This window comes from Methyloceanibacter sp. (assembly GCF_058506495.1).
In genome coordinates this window covers 1-17924 of record NZ_JBZMXT010000017.1, presented here as the reverse complement: position 1 = coordinate 17924, position 17924 = coordinate 1, and the positions used below count along the sequence as shown (strand labels likewise).

Genomic DNA, 17924 nt, shown 5'->3' with positions numbered 1-17924 from the left:
AACGTCCTAGGATGCGATACATGAATTGTCCTAAGCTATTGATATCGGCCGCTTTATCGGCTGGCTTGGCCTCTGTCTCAGTGGTGGTGTTGCCAGGCGACGCGCACGCAGACAAGTTTCAGAGTTGCGTGAAAAGCTTTTGGCCTGCCGCAAAGCGCGGCGGCGTGAGCTGGGAGACTTTCGAGAAAGCGACAGCGGGCATCAGCCACGATAGCGAGGTGATCGAGTCGGCGAAGTATCAACCCGAGTACAAGAAGCCCATGGGTGAGTATGTTGATCGGGGAGTGTCGCCGAGAAGGCTCTCAACGGGACAGGAGCGGCTCGCAGAATATGGTCCCTTACTCGAACAAATCGAAGCCAGATATGGTGTCGACAAACATATTGTCGTGGCGATCTGGGGGCTCGAATCGAACTACGGCTCCAACAAGGGCGACAAGCAAGTTATCCAATCGCTCATGACCCTCGCGTGTTCGGGCGTCAAGTCGAAGTTCGCCCGTGGGCAGATTAATGCGGCGTTCAAGATCATTCAGAACGGCGATACGGACACCGACAATTTCGGTGGATCATGGGCCGGCGCCATGGGCCACACGCAGTTTATTCCCACAACCTATGCAGCCTATGCCGTAGATTTCGATGGAGACGGACGCCGCGATATCTGGAATACAATCCCGGACGCGCTGGGATCGACAGCGGCCTATCTGAAAAAGTCGGGTTGGCGTGCCGGGCAGACCTGGGGTTATGAGGTGAAGCTGCCGAAGAGCTACACGGCAAAAAGATACAAGCGTGGGAAGTTACGGACCCTGGCACAGTGGCAGAACGCGGGTGTCACGCGGGTCAATGGCCAGCCTTTCCCGCGCCCCGGCGACAAAGCGCAGCTGTTATCGCCTGATGGGCGCAACGGGCCGTCGTTCCTAGTCCTGAACAATTTTCGCTCACTGCTTCGCTACAACAATGCGGACTCTTACGCGCTTGCAGTGGGTCATCTGGCAGACCGGCTGGCCGGCTACGGCCCCTTCGTGCAGCCATGGCCGACCAGTGAGCGTCGTCTCTCAATGGAGCAGCGCATGGAGCTGCAGCGTCATCTAATTGCGCTCGGACATTTGGAGGGCGAGGTAGATGGCATTATCGGTAGCGGCACTCTTGGCGGCGTGCGTTCGTATCAACGCGCGAAGGGCCTGCCCGTCGACGGCTATCCCACGCAAACTATTCTGAAGAAGTTGAGAGCTGACGCACCAGCTATCCCTCCCGCCGCTGCACCCCAATCGACAGGTGCCCTTCCAACGGACCAAGGGCAAGCAGCGCCAGCGAACACCGCCCAGCCGCAGGGCGCGCCCTCTGCGGCGGTTCCCGCCAATCAAGCCGTTATTCCGCCCGCCTCGCCACAGCTTCTTCCGCCGGTGCAACCGGCGGCTGCTCAACCTCAAGCCATGCAGCCTCCGGCAGTGCAGCCTCAGGCTGACCAAGCTCCAGCTATGCAGCCGGCCCCCGCGCAACCTCAGTCCACTCCGTCGCAGACCATTGAGCCCGAGTATTCGCCGCCGGGTCAGCAATACGGTTACGCGATCATTCCGATCCAGCCACGCCCAGCGCCAGCTGGCCAGACCTATTCAAGCAGCGCAGCCGGCGTGCCACCCGCACCGGCGAATTAGTGCTATAGAGGGTGCTACATGTCTTGCTTAGGTAATGTCTGCACCCGCACGCCTCGCTTAGTTGGCTCAATCCTTCTGCTGATTGCGGCACTCGTTGTTCCGCTGGCCCCAAAGCCCGTGCTAGCTCAGGATGCGCTCTCGCACCGAAGCTACATCACACCGTTTCCCAATGGTGATCGCTATCGAGTGGTCGTGCTCGGCGATAAACAGGCCGAGGGACTGTGGAATGGGCTGTACCGTGATTTTGAGGCAGACCCCACGGTCGACGTGCTGAATCAGTCCAAGAAATGGACGGGCTTCACTGACCCCAAGCGGTTCGACTGGAACACTAAGATTGGTCCGATCTTGAAGAACGGCACATACCACGTAGCCGTTGTTCATTTTGGGCTCGGTGAGAACAAGCCAATCCGAAAAGACGGAAAGCTTCTCAAAGTTGGCACGGAGGAATGGCGCGATGCTTACGGCGACCGCGTCGAGACATTTATCCGTCGATTGCGGGACGCGGGATTGGGTGTCTATTGGGTCGGTCTGCCGGTGATGCGGTCGGCGGGCAATCGAGCCGCAGCGGAGCGGCTCAACGAAGTGTTTCGCGAGAAGGCGTTTGTGAACGGTGCGAAGTTCGTCGATACATGGCGTGAATTCGCTGACGAGAACGGCCAGTACACGCTTGTTGGCGTCGATGAATCGGGCCGGCGGCAGCAGATGCGCAATGGCGACGGTTTCACATCAAGGGGCAATTTGAAGCTGGCAAAGCTGTTGAACAAGGAGCTTCGCAAGGATATCGACCTTGCAAAGAAGGAACGCGATATTCCTTTGGCCGGCGATCCTGCGGAACAAGAAAAGGTGGCAAAGGGGCTCACCTCAGCGCCACCGCCAGCTGTACCGCGGGTGTCAGCGGATGGCGGCGCCGAGAATGTTCTACGAGAGGACCAGGTTGGTGATGTCAGCGTTGTGCGGCCAAATCGCGGTGCTGCTGCTCCCCTACAAGATGCTGCTGGCAATGCGGGCGCGGGCGGATCGCGTGACCCCCAGGTGATCACGTCAAATCTGCCTGGAGGGTATACCGCGATTTCTTCGATCTCGGCGGTGTCCGATGTGACGCTCTCTTCGTCGCGACCGCAGCTGCCACTCGCGCAACGGCCCTACTATCGCGTCCTCGTGCGCGGAGAACAGTTGGAGCCGAAATCCGGGCGCGCCGACGACTTCACCTGGCCGCCGAGCTAAGCCATTTGATCTGAAATAGCGTCCTGCCGCTTAGCGGGGTAGCGTGGTCGATCCCATCAGATACTTGTCGATGGCGTGCGCGGCCTGCCGGCCCTCTCGAATGGCCCACACGACAAGGGACTGGCCTCGGCGCATATCCCCTGCCACGAAGATCTTGTCGCGCGAGGTCTTGTAGTCGACGTCATTGGCTTTGACATTTCCGCGCTGGTCGAGGTGCAATTTGAGATCCGAGATCATGCCCTCCTGGACCGGGTGCAAGAAGCCCATGGCCAGAAACACGAGATCCGCGGGGATCGTGAACTCGCTGCCTTCGATCGGCTTCATCTGCTCGTCGAGGCGTACACATTCCAGTTGCTCAACCTTTCCGTCGCCGAGAAAACGGTTTGTCGCGACACTGAAATCCCGAATGGCGCCTTCGGCTTGGCTCGACGACGTACGGAACTTGAGTGGCCAATGGGGCCAGGTCAGCGCCTTGTTTTCCTGCTCCGGCGGTTCGGGCATGATCTCTAGCTGCGTTACGGAGGTGGCGCCCTGGCGGAATGAGGTGCCGATGCAGTCCGAGCCGGTGTCGCCGCCGCCAATCACAACGACACTCTTGCCTTCGGCGGAAATCGACTGAACGTCACCCAACGGTTCACCTGAAACGCGTTTGTTTTGTTGAGGCAAAAAGGTCATCGCGAAGTGGACGCCGTCGAGCTCGCGCCCTGGAACGTCAAGGTCGCGCGGACGCTCGGATCCACCCGCGAGGAGTACAGCGTCGTGATCCCGCTCTAGGTCGCCGATGTTGGTGTCCTTGCCAACTTCGACGTTGCATTGGAACGTCACGCCTTCCGCTTCCATCTGTGCGACACGGCGCTCCACGATGGATTTTTCCATCTTAAAGTCCGGGATGCCGTAGCGTAGCAGACCGCCAGGGTAAGCACTTTTCTCGAAAACATGAACGTCGTGCCCGGCGCGTGCAAGCTGCTGCGCCGCGGCGAGGCCGGCGGGCCCCGACCCAACGATGGCAATCCGTTTTCCGGTCTTGTGATCGGGCGGCTGTGGAACGACCCAGCCTTCTTCGAAGGCGCGATCCGCGATTGCACGCTCAATCGATTTGATCGTGACCGGTTCGTCAATGATGTTCAGCGTGCAGGCCGCCTCGCAGGGTGCTGGGCAAATGCGGCCGGTCACCTCTGGGAAATTGTTTGTGGAATGCAGGTTCTGCGCGGCTTCCTGCCAGTCGGAATGATAGACGAGGTCGTTCCAGTCCGGGATTTGGTTGTTGACCGGACAGCCTGTGTGGCAATACGGGATGCCGCAATCCATACAACGGGCCGCCTGCTTCGTGATGTCCGCATCACTCGGATCGATCACGAACTCTCTGAAGTGGCGCACTCGATCGGCGGCCGGCTGATAGGCCCGGTCTTCGCGGTCGATCTCTAGAAAACCTGTAACTTTGCCCATTCGACTAGGAACTCCGCCCTAACTCATCTCATCCTTGACCGAGCTTCTTCGTCCTGAGAGCCGGCTCTTGCAATCCGTCGTTGCCTACAATTTCCCGTCTCCGCGCAAGCCAATCTCGATCGTGTCAAGACCGTCTAGGTCGGCGGCTTGCTGGCGCGCCATCTCCCGCAACGCGCGGCGGTACTCTACAGGCATGACCTTCACAAACTTCGGCAGATAGCTGGACCAGTTGTCCAGGATATCGCGCGCGCGCGCCGAACCGGTGTAGTGCAAATGGTTTTCGATCAGTTTCCGCAAGCGAACGGCATCGTGACGCGTCATGTCGGTGAGGTCCACCAGCCCGTGCGTCTCCAGGTCCCCACCTTGATGCTGCTTCTTCTCCATCGCATCATCTTCGCTCGGAATTGGCTCAAGCTCCACCATGGCCATATTGCAGCGGCGCTCAAAATCTCTCGTCTCATCGAGAACGTAGGCAATGCCTCCAGACATCCCGGCCGCGAAGTTCCGGCCCGTCGGGCCGATGACAACAACGATACCGCCAGTCATGTACTCGCACCCGTGGTCGCCGGTGCCTTCAACGACCGCCGTTGCGCCGGAATTACGAACCCCGAAACGCTCCCCTCCAACGCCGTGAAAGTAGCACTCGCCCGCAATCGCGCCATACAGCACCGTGTTGCCGACAATAATCGACTTCTCGGGGACGATCCCCGACTCCTCGGGCGGCCGAACGATAATGCGCCCGCCTGAAAGGCCTTTGCCGACATAGTCATTGCCTTCGCCGACGAGGTCGAGCGTCACGCCATGGGCGAGCCACGCGCCAAAGCTTTGGCCGGCTGAACCGTTGAACCGGATCCAAATCGTATCGTCCAAGAGACCGGCATGACCGTAGCTTTTAGCGATCACGCCCGACAACATGGCGCCAGTAGAGCGATCCACATTCTTGATAGATAGATCTAGCTTGACCGGCTTCCTCTCCTGGATTGCAGGTCGGCACAGTTCGATCAGCCGGTTGTCGAGGACGGTCTCTAAACCGTGGTCTTGCCGCTCAGTATTGCTGACGGGGTGCTCTGCGGCGTTTTCCGGTTTGTGGAAGAGCTTGGTGAAGTCGAGCCCGCGCGCTTTCCAATGGTCGATCGCGTTCTCTTTATCCAGCACTTCAGTACGCCCCACCAATTCTTCGAACGTGCGGTAGCCGAGCGCGGCCATGTATTCGCGCGCTTCTTCGGCAACGTAAAAGAAGTAATTGATGACGTGCTCCGGGGCACCAGTGAAGCGTGCGCGCAGGACCGGGTCTTGGGTGGCAATGCCGACCGGGCAGGTATTCAAATGGCATTTGCGCATCATGATGCAGCCAGCGGCGATCAAGGGGGCGGTAGAGAATCCGAATTCGTCAGCGCCAAGAAGTCCACCAACAATCACGTCGCGTCCGGTGCGAAGCCCGCCATCGACCTGAACCGCGATACGGCCACGCAGCCGGTTCAACACCAATGTTTGCTGCGTCTCCGCCAACCCAATCTCCCAGGGAGATCCAGCATGTTTGATCGACGTTAGCGGAGAGGCACCCGTACCGCCTTCAAAACCCGAGATCGTTACGTGATCGGCCATGGCTTTCGCCACGCCAGCAGCAACCGTGCCAACACCGACTTCGGAAACAAGTTTCACCGACACATCGCTAGCGGGGTTCACGTTTTTGAGGTCGTAGATGAGCTGCTTTAGGTCCTCGATCGAGTAAATGTCGTGATGGGGTGGCGGCGAGATCAGGCCAACGCCCGGTGTGGAGTGCCGAACCTTGGCGATTGTTGCGTCAACCTTGTGACCGGGCAGCTGACCGCCTTCGCCAGGCTTTGCGCCTTGCGCCATCTTGATTTGGATCATGTCGGCATTGGCGAGATATTCGGTGGTGACGCCAAAGCGGCCTGAGGCGACCTGCTTGATGGCCGACCGCATCGAATCGCCATTCGGCAATGGCTTAAAGCGGTCCACTTCCTCGCCGCCTTCACCAGTGTTAGACCGGCCGCCGATGCGGTTCATGGCGATTGCCAGCGTGGTATGGGCTTCGCGGCTGATCGAGCCGAACGACATCGCGCCCGTTGCAAAACGCTTCACAATCTCACTTGCGGGCTCCACTTCATCGAGCGGGATCGGGGCTTGGCCGATTTCGTCGGCATTCTTGATGCGGAACATCCCGCGCAAGGTCAGAAGCTCTTTGTCTTGCTGATTCACGGCATCGGCATACTCACGATACTTTTCTGGAAGGCTGCCTCGTACCGCATGCTGAAGATCGGCGACGACTTGAGGTCGCCACGAATGAGCCTCACCGCGAACTCGAAAAGCGTACTCGCCGCCCACTTCGAGGGCGTTCCGCAATACAGGTGCATCGCCAAAGGCGGTCCTGTGTCTGGCGACAGTTTCCCTCGCGATCTCCGCAAGTCCAACGCCTTCGATCTGGCTGTTGGTTCCGGTGAAGTACTTTCCGACGAACTCGGACTTCAGTCCGACCGCATCGAAAATCTGCGCGCCGCAATAAGACTGGTAGGTTGAAATGCCCATCTTGGACATCACCTTCAGAATGCCCTTGTTCACAGCTTTGATGTAGCGCGCGATCGCCTCGTCAAGCGTCACATCCTCATCCAACTCCGGGAGCAAGGACTCGAGAGTCTCGAACGCTAGATACGGATTGATCGCTTCCGCGCCATAGCCGGCCAGCGTGCAGAACTGGTTCACTTCGCAGGCTTCGCCGGTTTCGACCACAAGTCCGACAGAGGTCCGCAAACCGCATCGGATCAAATGATGATGGACAGCGCTCGTGGCCAGCAGCGAGGGTAGGGGAATACGGTCGCTGTCTGTTGCCCGGTCGGACAAAATGATGATGTTGTCACCTTCGAGCACAGCTGCTTCTGCGTCTTGGCACAACTTATCGAGTGCCCCGGCCATCCCTTCCTCGCCATCCTTTGCGGGATAGGTCATGTCCAACGTTATGGTCAGAAACTGATTGTCCGCGACCTTGCCGATAGCGCGGATGCGCTCCAAATTCTCGTTTGTGAGGATGGGCTGGGCGGCTTCCAAACGTTTGTCCCTGGACGTCCCCTCGAGGTCCAGCAGGTTCGGACGCGGTCCAATAAACGTCACGAGCGACATGACGAGTTCTTCGCGGATAGGATCGATTGGAGGGTTCGTGACCTGCGCGAAGTTTTGCTTGAAATAAGTGTGCAGCAGCTTTGGCCGGGCCGAGAGCGCCGAAATGGGCGTATCGGTACCCATCGAACCAATAGCTTCCTGACCTGTCTGGGCCATGGGCAACATCAAGAACTTCAGGCTCTCTTGGGAATAGCCAAACGCTTGTTGGCGATCCAGTAGGCTGACATTGGGCCGTGCGGGTGGCACATCCGCGGCTGGCAATTCGTGAACTTCGATCTGAGTCCGGTCGAGCCAACCCTGATAGGGATGCGAGCCCGTTAGTTCTGCTTTGACCTCTTCGTCGGAGATAATGCAGCCCTTCTCGAGATCAATGAGCAGCATCTTGCCAGGCTGGAGCCGCCACTTCTCGACGATCTTTTCTTCGGGTAGCGGCAAAACACCGGTCTCTGAAGCCATCACAACGAGCCCGTCGTCCGTCACGAAGTAGCGCGCAGGCCGCAAGCCGTTTCTGTCCAACGTCGCGCCGATCTGTCGTCCGTCGGTGAACGCCATGGCGGCTGGCCCGTCCCACGGCTCCATTAGACACGCATGGTATTCGTAAAATGCGCGCCGCTTGGCATCCATCAGCGGATTGCCAGCCCAGGCTTCGGGGATGAGCATCATTGCAGCATGGGCGAGGCTATAGCCGCCTTGTACGAGGAACTCGAGCGCATTGTCGAAGCACGCCGTGTCAGACTGGCCCTCATACGAGATTGGCCAGAGTTTCTCGATGTCGCCGCCAAAAAGGGGCGATGATACGCTTGCTTGACGCGCGGCCATCCAGTTCACATTGCCGCGCAGCGTGTTGATCTCACCGTTGTGTGCGACCATCCGGTAAGGATGGGAGAGCTTCCAGGATGGGAAAGTGTTCGTTGAGAATCGCTGATGAACGAGCGCAAGCGCCGAACTGAACTTGGGGTGATGCAGATCCTGATAGTAGGCGCCCAGCTGGTAGGCCAGAAACATGCCTTTGTAGACGACCGTCCGGCAGGACATTGACACTATATAGAAGCCGATATCGCGGCCGCCGGTCTCGCCGTTGATGGTGTTCGAAATGACCTTGCGGAGCAAATAGAGCTTACGCTCGAACTCCGTCTCGTCCTGGATGTTGGGGCCTCTCCCTACGAAGAGTTGCCGATGAGCCGGTTCAGTGTCGACGACTTCGGGCGACAGCGTTGAATTGTCCGTCGGCACCGTACGCCAGCCCAGGAAGGTTAGGCCCTCGGACTCGATTACGCGCTCGACGGCGGACTCGCAATAAATGCGCTGCGCCTGATTGGAGGGCATAAAGATCTGTCCGACCGCATACTCGCCAGGAGCCGGAAGGTCGAAGCCAAGTGGCGCGCAGACCTCGACGAAGAACTCGTGGGGGATTTGAACGAGCATGCCGGCGCCGTCGCCGTCGCGCGGGTCGGCCCCCGCCGCGCCGCGATGCGTGAGGTTCACAAGAATTTCAAGGCCATGCTCGATGATCTTGTGGCTCTTGTTCCCCTTCAAGTCTGCGATGAAGCCAACGCCGCACGCATCGTGTTCGTTGGCCGGATCGTAAAGGCCTTGCGCGGGCGGTAGGCCGCCAAGAGCCTCGTCGGAGGGTCGAGCTATGGGCGCACGGGGTGCCATCTTCTGCATGACTTCTCTAGGTCGCCATTTGGGCGGACATGTTGGGGTTGGGCCACTGACCGTCTACCCCACCAATGTGACTGTATCGGCAGTAGTGAGGTTCAGGCCTGGTCGGCAAGCGAGCCCTCGAGCGAGCAAATGCGGCGTTCCCGGGAGCAGATTACCCCCTGAGAGGCGTTGTGAAAAAGTCCGCGCCGCAGACTCTGATACAAAGGTCAGCAAGCCTGTCCTATTTCGCCCCAAAATGCCAGATTTCCGAGGCGTACACAAGCGCAAGATTTTCGTTTTGATTGGGCTGGAAGTCATTGCTGAGATAACCGCACCCTAGGAATAACACCCACGAGTGGCCCTCGCCGGTTCACGAAAAACTGTCGGAGGCGTGATTTGACCGGAGGCAACTTTCGCGGCCCACTCACGTTGGAACGATGACGGACGACCAACGGATCAGCCCTCGGCCGTTCGTCGTCCCCAGAAGCAACTTCAGCCCCTAAAAGGACTAGACATGACACATCACACCAAGACTCTCTCCGGCGTGGCCGTGGCCGGCGCTTTTGCAGCCGCACTTGGCCTTGCCACCACCACCGCTCCGGCCGTTGCCGAAGACCAGGAGAAGTGCTTCGGCGTCGCTAAGGCCGGCGCAAACGATTGCGCCGCGGGCGCTGGCACGACTTGTGCTGGCTCATCGACAGTCGACTATCAGGGCAACGCTTGGAAGCTTGTGCCAAAGGGTACCTGCACGACCATGGAGTTGCCAGGTGGCCGCAAGGGCAGCTTGACCGCGCTTGATCGCGACAACCCGCCTGCGTAATGGCGATGGCGCTTTCGGCGACATTTGGTAAGAGCCCGATTCCGCAGACAAGCGGGGTCGGGCTTAAGCCGGAGCATTATCGCGACATTCTTGATGGCGCGCCGGATATCGGCTGGTTTGAGATCCATGCGGAAAACTATATGGGCGCGGGCGGACCGCCTCATGCCTATCTCACCGCCATCCGCGAACGTTACCCCATATCCCTCCATGGCGTAGGTTTGTCTATCGGTGGTGCCGGCCCGCTCGATACAGACCATCTCGCGCGGCTGAAAGGGCTTGCCGACCGCTACCAGCCAGCACTTTTTTCCGAGCATCTGGCGTGGTCGAGCCACGACGAGGTGTATCTCAACGACCTTCTGCCTCTTCCGTACACAGACGAAACCCTGGCGCGTGTTTGTGAGCACATTGATGAAGTGCAGAGCACCATGAAGCGGCAAATGCTGCTGGAGAATCCGTCCACCTATGTCGTTTACCCTGAGACAACGATGCGTGAGGTCGACTTTTTGCGCGAAGTTGTTCGTCGGACTGGCTGTGGTCTTTTGCTGGACGTCAATAACGTATTCGTACAGGCCGCGAACCATGGTTTCGGAGCGACCGAATATCTCGAGGACTTTCCCTTGGAGCATGTCGGAGAGGTCCATCTTGGTGGTCATGCAGAGGATGCTGACGAAGACGGTTCACTTTTGCTTATCGACGATCACGGGCGTGAGGTGGCCGATCCCGTCTGGACACTCTACGAGGGCACGCTGGCACACACGGGAGCCTTGCCGACCCTCATTGAATGGGACAACGACGTACCGTCTTGGTCCGTGCTGTTTGCAGAGGCCAAGCGCGCCGATCGCCTTATCGCGCTCACGGCCAAATCCACGGCGCCGGAATTCGCGGTCGCGACATGAGCGCCGACGGACTCCAGCGTGAAGAAGCTTTCGCACAAGCTTTGCTCGATGCGCGAGCCGCTGTTCCAACCGCACTAGCCGGTCGAGACGGCCGCAGCGCAGATCGGCGCTTCGCGGTCTATCGGAACAACGTCTACGTCAGCCTCATCAACCTGCTTGCTGGACGTCTTCCGGCGACTGTGAAACTCGTGGGAGAAGAGTTCTTCCGGGCGATGGCGCGGGAGTATGTCGAGCAAACGCTGCCTCGTTCAGCTGTTCTTCTTCAATATGGCGGCGACTTTGCAGACTTTGTCGATGCCTTCCCGCCGGCGTCGTCGGTCCCTTACCTTGCCGCTGTGGCCCGCCTCGAAATGGCTTGGCACCGGGCGTACCACGCTGCCGACGCTGAGCCATTAACTCAGGAGGCGTTTGTGGCGCTCGGTCCACGCGTCGAGGAGCTTGTGCTCTCGTTCCATCCTTCCGCGAGCCTGGTTCGGTCGCCCTATCCGGTGATCACGATCTGGGAACACACGATGCGCGACGACGATGACGAACCAGGTCAATTGCCGGCCGATGGTGAGGATGCGCTGGTGCTGCGACCCGCCCTCGAAGTCGCCGTTCGCCGTCTGCCGCCCGGCGGCGCTGCTTTCATCGAGGCGTTGATGGCGGGCGCGACAATGCCCGCGGCCGCAGCTGCAGCCTTAGAGCAGACGCCTGAATTCGATCTGTCAGCAAATCTCGCGGGCCTCATGCGGAGTGGCGCGCTGGTAGGTGCCCATTGAGCGCAACTCATGCCGCTGCTAATGGGCCACTATCACAAGGCCGGCCCCGTTGAGGTGAAACTGCATTTGCAAACGAAAGGGCGCTCCATTGACATGAAGCGCCCTTGTTGCTTTCAGCCGACGTTTTGTCGGCAGTAAACGTGCTTACGCTGCCTGGCTATCGATCGTTGTCGGGGCGTCAGACTTGGTCGTGATCTCGATGGTCCGCGGCTTCATGGCCTCGGGGATCTCTCGAACAAGGTCCACATGCAGAAGACCGTTCTCCAAACTCGCGCCTTTCACGACGACATGATCAGCGAGCTGAAAGCGGCGCTCGAAGCTGCGGGCGGCGATGCCGCGATGTAGGTAGGTCGAATTCTCCTGCTCGGCCTGCTTGTCGCCGCGAATGGACAACGTATGCTCCTTCACCTCGATATCGAGGTCGGCATCGCTAAAGCCGGCCACAGCCATGCTGATGCGATAGTCGTTCTCGCTCACCCGCTCGATGTTGTAGGGCGGGTAAGCTGGAGCATCGCCCTCATACGCGTTGAGCGTATCGAGCAGCGAACCCAGCCGGTCGAAACCGACAGTAGAGCGGTAAAGTGGGGTCAAATCGTAATGCCTCATGTCACATCCTCCTTATGAAGCGATATGGTTGGAAGCTCGCTCTTGGTTCTGAGCCGAGCTTTGAGACGCAAATCCGAAGGGCCTTTGCGCATTGCGGATATAGGGTTGCCTCTAGGGCGCTTCAAGATGTTTAGGGCGCTGAATTCTATGATGAAATTTAGATTTCGGCTGGGCCTGGGAGCCGCTGGTGTCGGCTGCAAAGCGCTATGGTCAGTTGTCGGCGGAGGCAAACCGGCTGTAAGAAGAAGAGGGCGAACTGATCCTTATGCTTCGCCGGACTACAGGACTTACTGAATTGCGATGACTCTCGTTTCGACATCCAAGAATCCGGTGCCTTTCGGCGCAAACGCGGGCTTTCTCGATGTGCGCAAGGGGGTCAAAGTCCGCTGTGCGAGCTGGCAGTCCGCCTTGCAGCAGCGCGGCGGCACTGTATGCATTTTTCCGGGCCGCAACGAGTACATTGAAAAATACTTCGAGACCGTTGGCGAGCTCAGACGCCGGGGCTTTGCCGTCGCCATTATCGACTGGCGCGGTCAGGGCGGATCGACGCGCCTGGTGCGCGGGGCCTCGCGTGGACATATCCGCAGCTTCGACGATTACGAGGAGGACATTCGGCATTTCATGAAGGAAGTCGTCCTTCCCGATTGTCCGATGCCTTATTACGCGCTCGCGCACTCCATGTCCGCGCCGATCCTCTTCAACGCCGCGACCAAGCGCGGCTGCTGGTTCCACCGCTTGATTACGACCGCGCCAATGGTCGAATTAGCGGAGCTGCCGGTGCCGCAGGATTTCTGCGCGGGGCTTGCCACAGGTCTCTCCTGGCTCGGGCTTAGCAAGCAAGCCGTCCCCGGCGAGCCATTGATCTGGCCCAGCGATGTCTTCGAGGGTAATCCTCTGACGTCGGATCGGGAGAGATTTCACAGAAATGTTGAGGTCCTGGACGCCGCACCGGGCCTCGCAGTGGGACCGCCGACGATCGGCTGGTTGGATGCGGCGTTTGACGCCATGTCGCGTCTGCGGGGCGCAAAATACGCGCCCAAAATTCGCGTCCCTTCCTTGTTGGTTGTCGCTGGCGACGACCGCATAGTCTCGAACAAGGCGATTGAAACTCTATCGTCGCGGCTACGGGCGGGCACACAGATTGTGCTACGGGGCGCGCAACACGAGATCCTTCAAGAGCGGGACTCCATCCGAGAGCAGTTCTGGGCCGCCTTCGATGCCTTTGCGCCGGGCGTAGCTGTTCGCAAGACAGCTTAACGCGCCAAGTTGTTTTGGCGACTACTAGGCCTATGCGGTGAGTACCGACAACGCTGCCGCGTGCACTTGCGGATCTCCAGCCGCCACGATGCGTCCGCCCGTACTAGGGTCCCCGCCGTCCCATGTTGTCACGATGCCTCCTGCGCGCTCGACGATCGGCACGAGTGGCAGGATGTCGAATGATTTGAGTCCGGACTCGACCACAAGGTCAATCTGTCCCATCGCGAGGAGGCAGTAATTGTAGCAGTCGCCGCCATAGCGCCTCAGGCGCACCGCGCGCGACAAAGCCTCGAAGCGAGAGAACTCTTGATCGTCAAATAGCTCCGGCGCCGTGCTTGCGAGGACTGCACTGTCGAGCACCGGGCAACGTCGAACCTGGATACGCCGCGTTTCGCTGCCCCGCGTAAAGAAGGCCTCGCTTTCACCGCTCCAGAACCGCTCGCCGATATAGGGCTGGTTCATTATTCCAAGCACGGGCCCGTCCCCGGCCGTCAGGCCAATGAGCGTTCCCCAGAGAGGCTGGCCCATAATAAAGCCGCGCGTTCCATCAATGGGATCGATGACCCAGCAAAACTCGGCAGCGGGCCGGGTGTCACCGAACTCTTCCCCCACAATGCCGTGTTCCGGGTAGGTCGCCGATATTAGCTCCCGGATGGCCGTTTCCGCATCCCGGTCTGCCGCTGTGACAGGGTCGAAGTCAGTGCCGCCTTTGTGGTCGACGCTCAGATCCGAACGAAAATGCGGCAATATGACCGCAGACGCTCGGTCAGCGAGAGTGTGCGCCGTTGCCAAATAACCCTGAAAATCGGTGCGATTGCTCTTAGTCACAACCTAACGCTTGGCGGTGAATGCGCTTGAAAGTCAAGGCCTCCAGGCCGAAAGGGCGAAATTTCGGAATAGGGGGCGCCCCTGGCCGCTGCGCTCGACCCTATGAAGCGTGGCTTTGCTGCATCAGTGTTCCAATTTTGTCGACAAACTGCGTGCAGACCTTGATTTTTGTGCGTCGCAATGACATAATGTTGCAATGCGGTATGGCTCTCCAGGCCGTATCGCTGCCCTCCTTGGGCGTTTCCTCCCTAGACTTGGGCCGTTCGTTCAATCGGACGGCCCCTTTTTTTGTGTGTTGCCTCTACTCAGCCGCTGCGCGGGGAACGGACAGGTCGGGAATGCTCGGTATCATGCCGCGTATGACCGCCTCCAAACTTTCTCGCAGGTGGTCAAAGTGCTCTGTGCGCTCAAATGTTTTCTCATCCATATAGAGCGCGCGGTTGATCTCGATCTGCAGAACGTGCTGGGCCTTATGGGGGCGACCGTAGTGCTCCGTGATATAGCCACCCGCGTAAGGCTTGTTGAGCGTCACGTCAAAACCGCTCGTTTCCAGAGCCTTGACTGCCAAAGACGTTAGTTCACTGCTGCAGGAAGTCCCAAAGCGATCGCCCAGCACAAAGTCGGTCCGGAACGAACGCTTCTCGGTTCTTGGGGTCGAGGGCATAGAGTGGCAATCTATCAAGATTGCAAAGCCGAACGCTCTCTTTGCCTCCACTAGGAGCGCTCCTAAGGTCTCGTGGTAAGGCACATAAAGTCGGTTGATCCGTTCCAGTGCCGTTTCGACCGTGAGCGGTTCTCGGTAGATATCTTGGGATTCTGAGACAATCCGTGCGATCGTGCCGAGGCCGCCGACCACCCGAACGGATTGCGTATTGGCATAGTGAGGCAACCCATCACGAAACAGGACTGGGTCGAGTTCGTAGGGCTCACGATTTACATCCAAGTAGGCGCGCGGAAAGTGAGCGTGTAGGAGCGGGGCCCCAAGCGATGCGGCAAAGCTGAAAAGCTCATCCACATAGGCATCTTCCGACCGCCTTAAGGTCAATGGGTCGAGCTTGGAAGCCGCAAGAAACGTGGTGGGATAGATCCGGCCCGAGTGTGGGGAGTTGAAAACGACGGGAACCGCCAGCTTTTGCGGCCGCATCACGGTAAATGGCGGTGACAGCTCCCGTTCAATTGTTTCGGCCTCTTTTCGGCTCATACGCCAAACCTTAGTCCTTACGCGCCCATGAGAGAGGCCGACTGTTCAGCGGCGCTCCGGCGTTAACTCTGCCAATGAGTGGCGGGCCTGTCTAGGCGCGTTACGGCTTGTGCCGAGCCTCAATAGCGGCAATGATTGACAGGCCTGACGGGTGAGACACGCTGCAAAAGTTAAACAATAAGGCAAGCGGTCGTTTACCATCCTCGTGTAGGCGTAACAGGGTACTTGTTGAAGGGGACGAGGATTATGGAAGCGAACGATCCGCGCGTGCGCAGCGTGCAGCGTATTCTTCTGGCCGAAGACGATGACGATATGCGCCGCTTCCTGGTCAAAGCACTAGAGAAAGCTGGCTACGACGTCGTATCGTTTGGCAATGGAATGGAGGCATATGATCGGCTGCAGGAAGAGCCCTTTATGCTGCTTCTGACCGATATCGTGATGCCCGAGATGGACGGGATTGAGCTTGCGCGCAAAGCCGCCGAACTCGATCCAGACTTGAAGATCATGTTCATCACCGGGTTTGCGGCCGTGGCGCTCAATCCAGACAATAACGCGCCTAAGGACGCCAAGATCCTGTCCAAGCCGTTCCATCTGCGCGATTTGGTCGACGAGGTCGAGCGGATGCTGGCGGCCTAGGCCAAACCGTCCACAATCCGTGGCTTGCCATCTGGCGTGGCCCCTCATATAGAAGGCGGCTTGTCGAAGGTGGCTTGCCTCGCATCGAGGGCGGCTAGCTCAGCGGTAGAGCACTACGTTGACATCGTAGGGGTCACTGGTTCGATCCCAGTGCCGCCCACCATTTAACTCAATAAAAACAGCACCGTAGGTGAGTTCTCCTGGATCAGGACGGTGGCAGGCCATTTCGTGTGAACGCTATGCGAACATTTGGCACGTCGGCAATGTAGTCAGATCCTTGGGGCTGCCGTTCTTCGTTTTCCCGCCGGGCCACAGTGCCCTATCGTCTCATTATGTGCGGACGTGCCATTCAAAGTTCTGCCTTTGCAGTTGATCGCCAAGGCATTCATCAGGTCAGCTTCGGCTCGCTCATCGATATAGCGTTGGAGTTTGGAGCCCGCGATCGTGGCACACTTTCAGCCGCCACCTTCGCCACTGAGGTAACGACAACTGAAGGCTCCACGACCTGGAGCGCAGACGTTAGCGATGTGTTGGTCAGTCTTTAGGTGATTTGATTTGAGTGCCATGACCAGCACAGTGCCTGATCGATGTGGCGCGAGCTTGGCTGGTTACAGCGGACCAGCCCTGACGAAGATGTGGCCAATCTCACGGCGCCTGAACTCACCAGCCAACGATGACGAAGCGATCCTTGAGCCTGCGATCCAGGCGACTTCCGATGCGCTTAAATGGAAGCTGCCGTCAAGCGCCTGAAGCCTTCATAGGCAGGGCCCTTTCGCTTTTCGACTTCTCTGAACGTTACCTGAACAGCCGGTTCAAGACGGGTTCAATCGGCCGCGCAAACAATGCGCACGGTCAGACCCTGAACTGGCTACATGAAAACTCTTCTCGGCAAGCGGGTGCGGAATGACAGGGCGTTCCGCGCCCACCCTCTGAAAGAGGGCGCTGATTTTCGAAGAGGTGGTGACGTGAACACATTCGCGACTATTGCCCTTAGCATCACCGTAGTAGTGGCTTGGGTGGGCACTGTGGCTTTGGTTACAACTGTGCTGTTGAGCATGTAGCCCCTCAACAACCCTCAACACCCATGAACGTCCTAGCGCGATGAGCATCGTCCTGCCATGCTGGCCTTGCGCGGGCAAAAGCACTCAGAGGGAATGACTATGGCAACCTATCCTCGGACCTTTTCGCACATCGGGATTTCCGTTCCGGACGTTGAGAAGGCCGTTGAGTTCTACGCGACCGTCATGGGCTGGTATCAAATAATGCCGCCAACCGAGATACGGGAAGAGAGCAATACAGCAATCGGCAGGATGTGCATCGAGGTATTTGGAAGCGGCTGGGGTTCATTCCGGATCGCCCATATGTCAACGGGCGACAGGATCGGTATTGAGATTTTCGAGTTCCCAAACAACGAGCGCCCTGAGAACTTCGAGTACTGGAGAACTGGCACCTTTCACTTCTGCGTACAGGACCCGGACATTGAGGGCCTTGTGAAGAAGATCACGGAGCATGGGGGGAAGCAGCGTATGCCGATCCGTGAATACTATCCGGGGGAGAAACCCTACCGGATGTGCTACGTCGAGGACCCCTTCGGTCTGATATTTGAGGTCTACTCGCACAGTTACGAACTGACGTATTCGCAGGGTGCGTACTGAGTGTTAGCGAGACCATAGTGGCGGTCGTTAGGCTACTCAGTGATCCAAATGTCTGGCTTCCCCGTAACGTAAATAACTCGTTAAGGCTTCGCCTCTGCCCCCCCCGATGAAGCCTTGGCGTTGTGCTCTCCGAAGCCCCGGTGCCCCCGCGCCGGGGCTT

The 17924-nt window shown here is 58.6% G+C and carries 13 protein-coding genes and 1 tRNA gene; 9 read left to right on the top strand and 5 right to left on the bottom strand.

Going from position 1 to position 17924, the window contains the following annotated elements:
* Positions 1-11 precede the first annotated feature (11 nt).
* Together AC33YF_RS05175 and AC33YF_RS05170 are read left to right on the top strand one after the other, a co-directional pair.
* On the top strand, positions 12-1649 hold the full coding sequence (locus AC33YF_RS05175) for a lytic murein transglycosylase (RefSeq protein ID WP_491776136.1): 1638 nt from the start codon (positions 12-14) through the stop codon (positions 1647-1649).
* Positions 1650-1667: 18 nt separating this feature from the next.
* The gene (locus AC33YF_RS05170; protein WP_491776135.1) at positions 1668-2873 is read left to right on the top strand and encodes an SGNH/GDSL hydrolase family protein; all 1206 of its coding nucleotides are present in this window, start codon (positions 1668-1670) and stop codon (positions 2871-2873) included.
* Between the two features lie 30 nt (positions 2874-2903).
* Here the strand turns inward: AC33YF_RS05170 and AC33YF_RS05165 are convergent, their stop codons facing one another.
* Both AC33YF_RS05165 and gltB read right to left on the bottom strand, forming a co-directional pair.
* Positions 2904-4319, bottom strand: a complete 1416-nt coding sequence (locus AC33YF_RS05165; RefSeq protein WP_491776134.1) for a glutamate synthase subunit beta — start codon at positions 4317-4319, stop codon at positions 2904-2906.
* Positions 4320-4403: 84 nt separating this feature from the next.
* Positions 4404-9116: a glutamate synthase large subunit gene (gene gltB / locus AC33YF_RS05160; protein WP_491776156.1), complete on the bottom strand. Its 4713-nt coding sequence runs from the start codon at positions 9114-9116 to the stop codon at positions 4404-4406.
* Positions 9117-9618: 502 nt separating this feature from the next.
* Here gltB and AC33YF_RS05155 point away from each other — a divergent pair.
* Genes AC33YF_RS05155 through AC33YF_RS05145 form a run of 3 tightly spaced genes read left to right on the top strand, consistent with a single transcriptional unit; the run spans position 9619 to position 11581 of the window.
* Positions 9619-9924 (top strand): BufA1 family periplasmic bufferin-type metallophore, encoded by a 306-nt coding sequence (locus AC33YF_RS05155; protein WP_491776133.1) that lies wholly within the window; start codon positions 9619-9621, stop codon positions 9922-9924.
* Entirely contained in the window at positions 9924-10820 is an 897-nt protein-coding gene (bufB, locus tag AC33YF_RS05150; protein WP_491776132.1) for an MNIO family bufferin maturase, read from the top strand. Before AC33YF_RS05155 ends, bufB begins: the two co-directional genes overlap by 1 nt.
* Complete coding sequence (locus AC33YF_RS05145) at positions 10817-11581, top strand: HvfC/BufC N-terminal domain-containing protein (protein ID WP_491776131.1); 765 nt, start codon at positions 10817-10819, stop codon at positions 11579-11581. Before bufB ends, AC33YF_RS05145 begins: the two co-directional genes overlap by 4 nt.
* Before the next feature lie 144 nt (positions 11582-11725).
* Here AC33YF_RS05145 and AC33YF_RS05140 read toward each other — a convergent pair whose 3' ends face one another.
* A complete protein-coding gene (locus AC33YF_RS05140; protein WP_491776130.1) occupies positions 11726-12187 on the bottom strand; it encodes an Hsp20 family protein in 462 nt (153 codons plus the stop codon).
* Between the two features lie 300 nt (positions 12188-12487).
* Here AC33YF_RS05140 and AC33YF_RS05135 point away from each other — a divergent pair, with 300 nt between their 5' ends.
* Positions 12488-13444 carry an alpha/beta fold hydrolase gene (locus AC33YF_RS05135; RefSeq protein WP_491776129.1) on the top strand — a complete coding sequence of 319 codons (957 nt, stop codon included), beginning with the start codon at positions 12488-12490 and terminating at the stop codon, positions 13442-13444.
* Between the two features lie 30 nt (positions 13445-13474).
* On the opposite strand, the gene hisN is transcribed toward AC33YF_RS05135, so the two are convergent.
* Together hisN and AC33YF_RS05125 are read right to left on the bottom strand one after the other, a co-directional pair.
* Positions 13475-14272, bottom strand: a complete 798-nt coding sequence (gene hisN / locus AC33YF_RS05130) for a histidinol-phosphatase (RefSeq protein WP_491776128.1) — start codon at positions 14270-14272, stop codon at positions 13475-13477.
* Between the two features lie 301 nt (positions 14273-14573).
* Positions 14574-15473 (bottom strand): N-formylglutamate amidohydrolase, encoded by a 900-nt coding sequence (locus AC33YF_RS05125; protein ID WP_491776127.1) that lies wholly within the window; start codon positions 15471-15473, stop codon positions 14574-14576.
* Positions 15474-15719: 246 nt separating this feature from the next.
* On the opposite strand from AC33YF_RS05125, the gene cpdR reads away from it, so the two are divergent.
* From cpdR to AC33YF_RS05110, 3 genes are all read left to right on the top strand, one after another.
* Entirely contained in the window at positions 15720-16109 is a 390-nt protein-coding gene (gene cpdR, locus AC33YF_RS05120; RefSeq protein WP_491776126.1) for a cell cycle two-component system response regulator CpdR, read from the top strand.
* Positions 16110-16197: 88 nt separating this feature from the next.
* Positions 16198-16272: transfer RNA gene (locus AC33YF_RS05115), tRNA-Val, on the top strand.
* Between the two features lie 997 nt (positions 16273-17269).
* Entirely contained in the window at positions 17270-17764 is a 495-nt protein-coding gene (locus AC33YF_RS05110; protein ID WP_491776125.1) for a lactoylglutathione lyase family protein, read from the top strand.
* Positions 17765-17924 lie beyond the last annotated feature (160 nt).

Excerpts from the sequence above, each read along its gene's own strand:
- AC33YF_RS05110 (WP_491776125.1), top strand. The coding sequence starts at position 17,270 with ATGGCAACCTATCCTCGGACCTTTTCGCACATCGGGATTTCCGTTCCG.
- AC33YF_RS05175 (WP_491776136.1), top strand. The coding sequence starts at position 12 with ATGCGATACATGAATTGTCCTAAGCTATTGATATCGGCCGCTTTATCG.
- AC33YF_RS05140 (WP_491776130.1), bottom strand. The coding sequence starts at position 12,187 with ATGAGGCATTACGATTTGACCCCACTTTACCGCTCTACTGTCGGTTTC.
- cpdR (WP_491776126.1), top strand. The coding sequence starts at position 15,720 with ATGGAAGCGAACGATCCGCGCGTGCGCAGCGTGCAGCGTATTCTTCTG.
- gltB (WP_491776156.1), bottom strand. The coding sequence starts at position 9,116 with ATGGCACCCCGTGCGCCCATAGCTCGACCCTCCGACGAGGCTCTTGGC.
- AC33YF_RS05155 (WP_491776133.1), top strand. The coding sequence starts at position 9,619 with ATGACACATCACACCAAGACTCTCTCCGGCGTGGCCGTGGCCGGCGCT.
- AC33YF_RS05165 (WP_491776134.1), bottom strand. The coding sequence starts at position 4,319 with ATGGGCAAAGTTACAGGTTTTCTAGAGATCGACCGCGAAGACCGGGCC.
- AC33YF_RS05125 (WP_491776127.1), bottom strand. The coding sequence starts at position 15,473 with ATGAGCCGAAAAGAGGCCGAAACAATTGAACGGGAGCTGTCACCGCCA.
- AC33YF_RS05170 (WP_491776135.1), top strand. The coding sequence starts at position 1,668 with ATGTCTTGCTTAGGTAATGTCTGCACCCGCACGCCTCGCTTAGTTGGC.
- AC33YF_RS05135 (WP_491776129.1), top strand. The coding sequence starts at position 12,488 with ATGACTCTCGTTTCGACATCCAAGAATCCGGTGCCTTTCGGCGCAAAC.
- bufB (WP_491776132.1), top strand. The coding sequence starts at position 9,924 with ATGGCGATGGCGCTTTCGGCGACATTTGGTAAGAGCCCGATTCCGCAG.
- AC33YF_RS05145 (WP_491776131.1), top strand. The coding sequence starts at position 10,817 with ATGAGCGCCGACGGACTCCAGCGTGAAGAAGCTTTCGCACAAGCTTTG.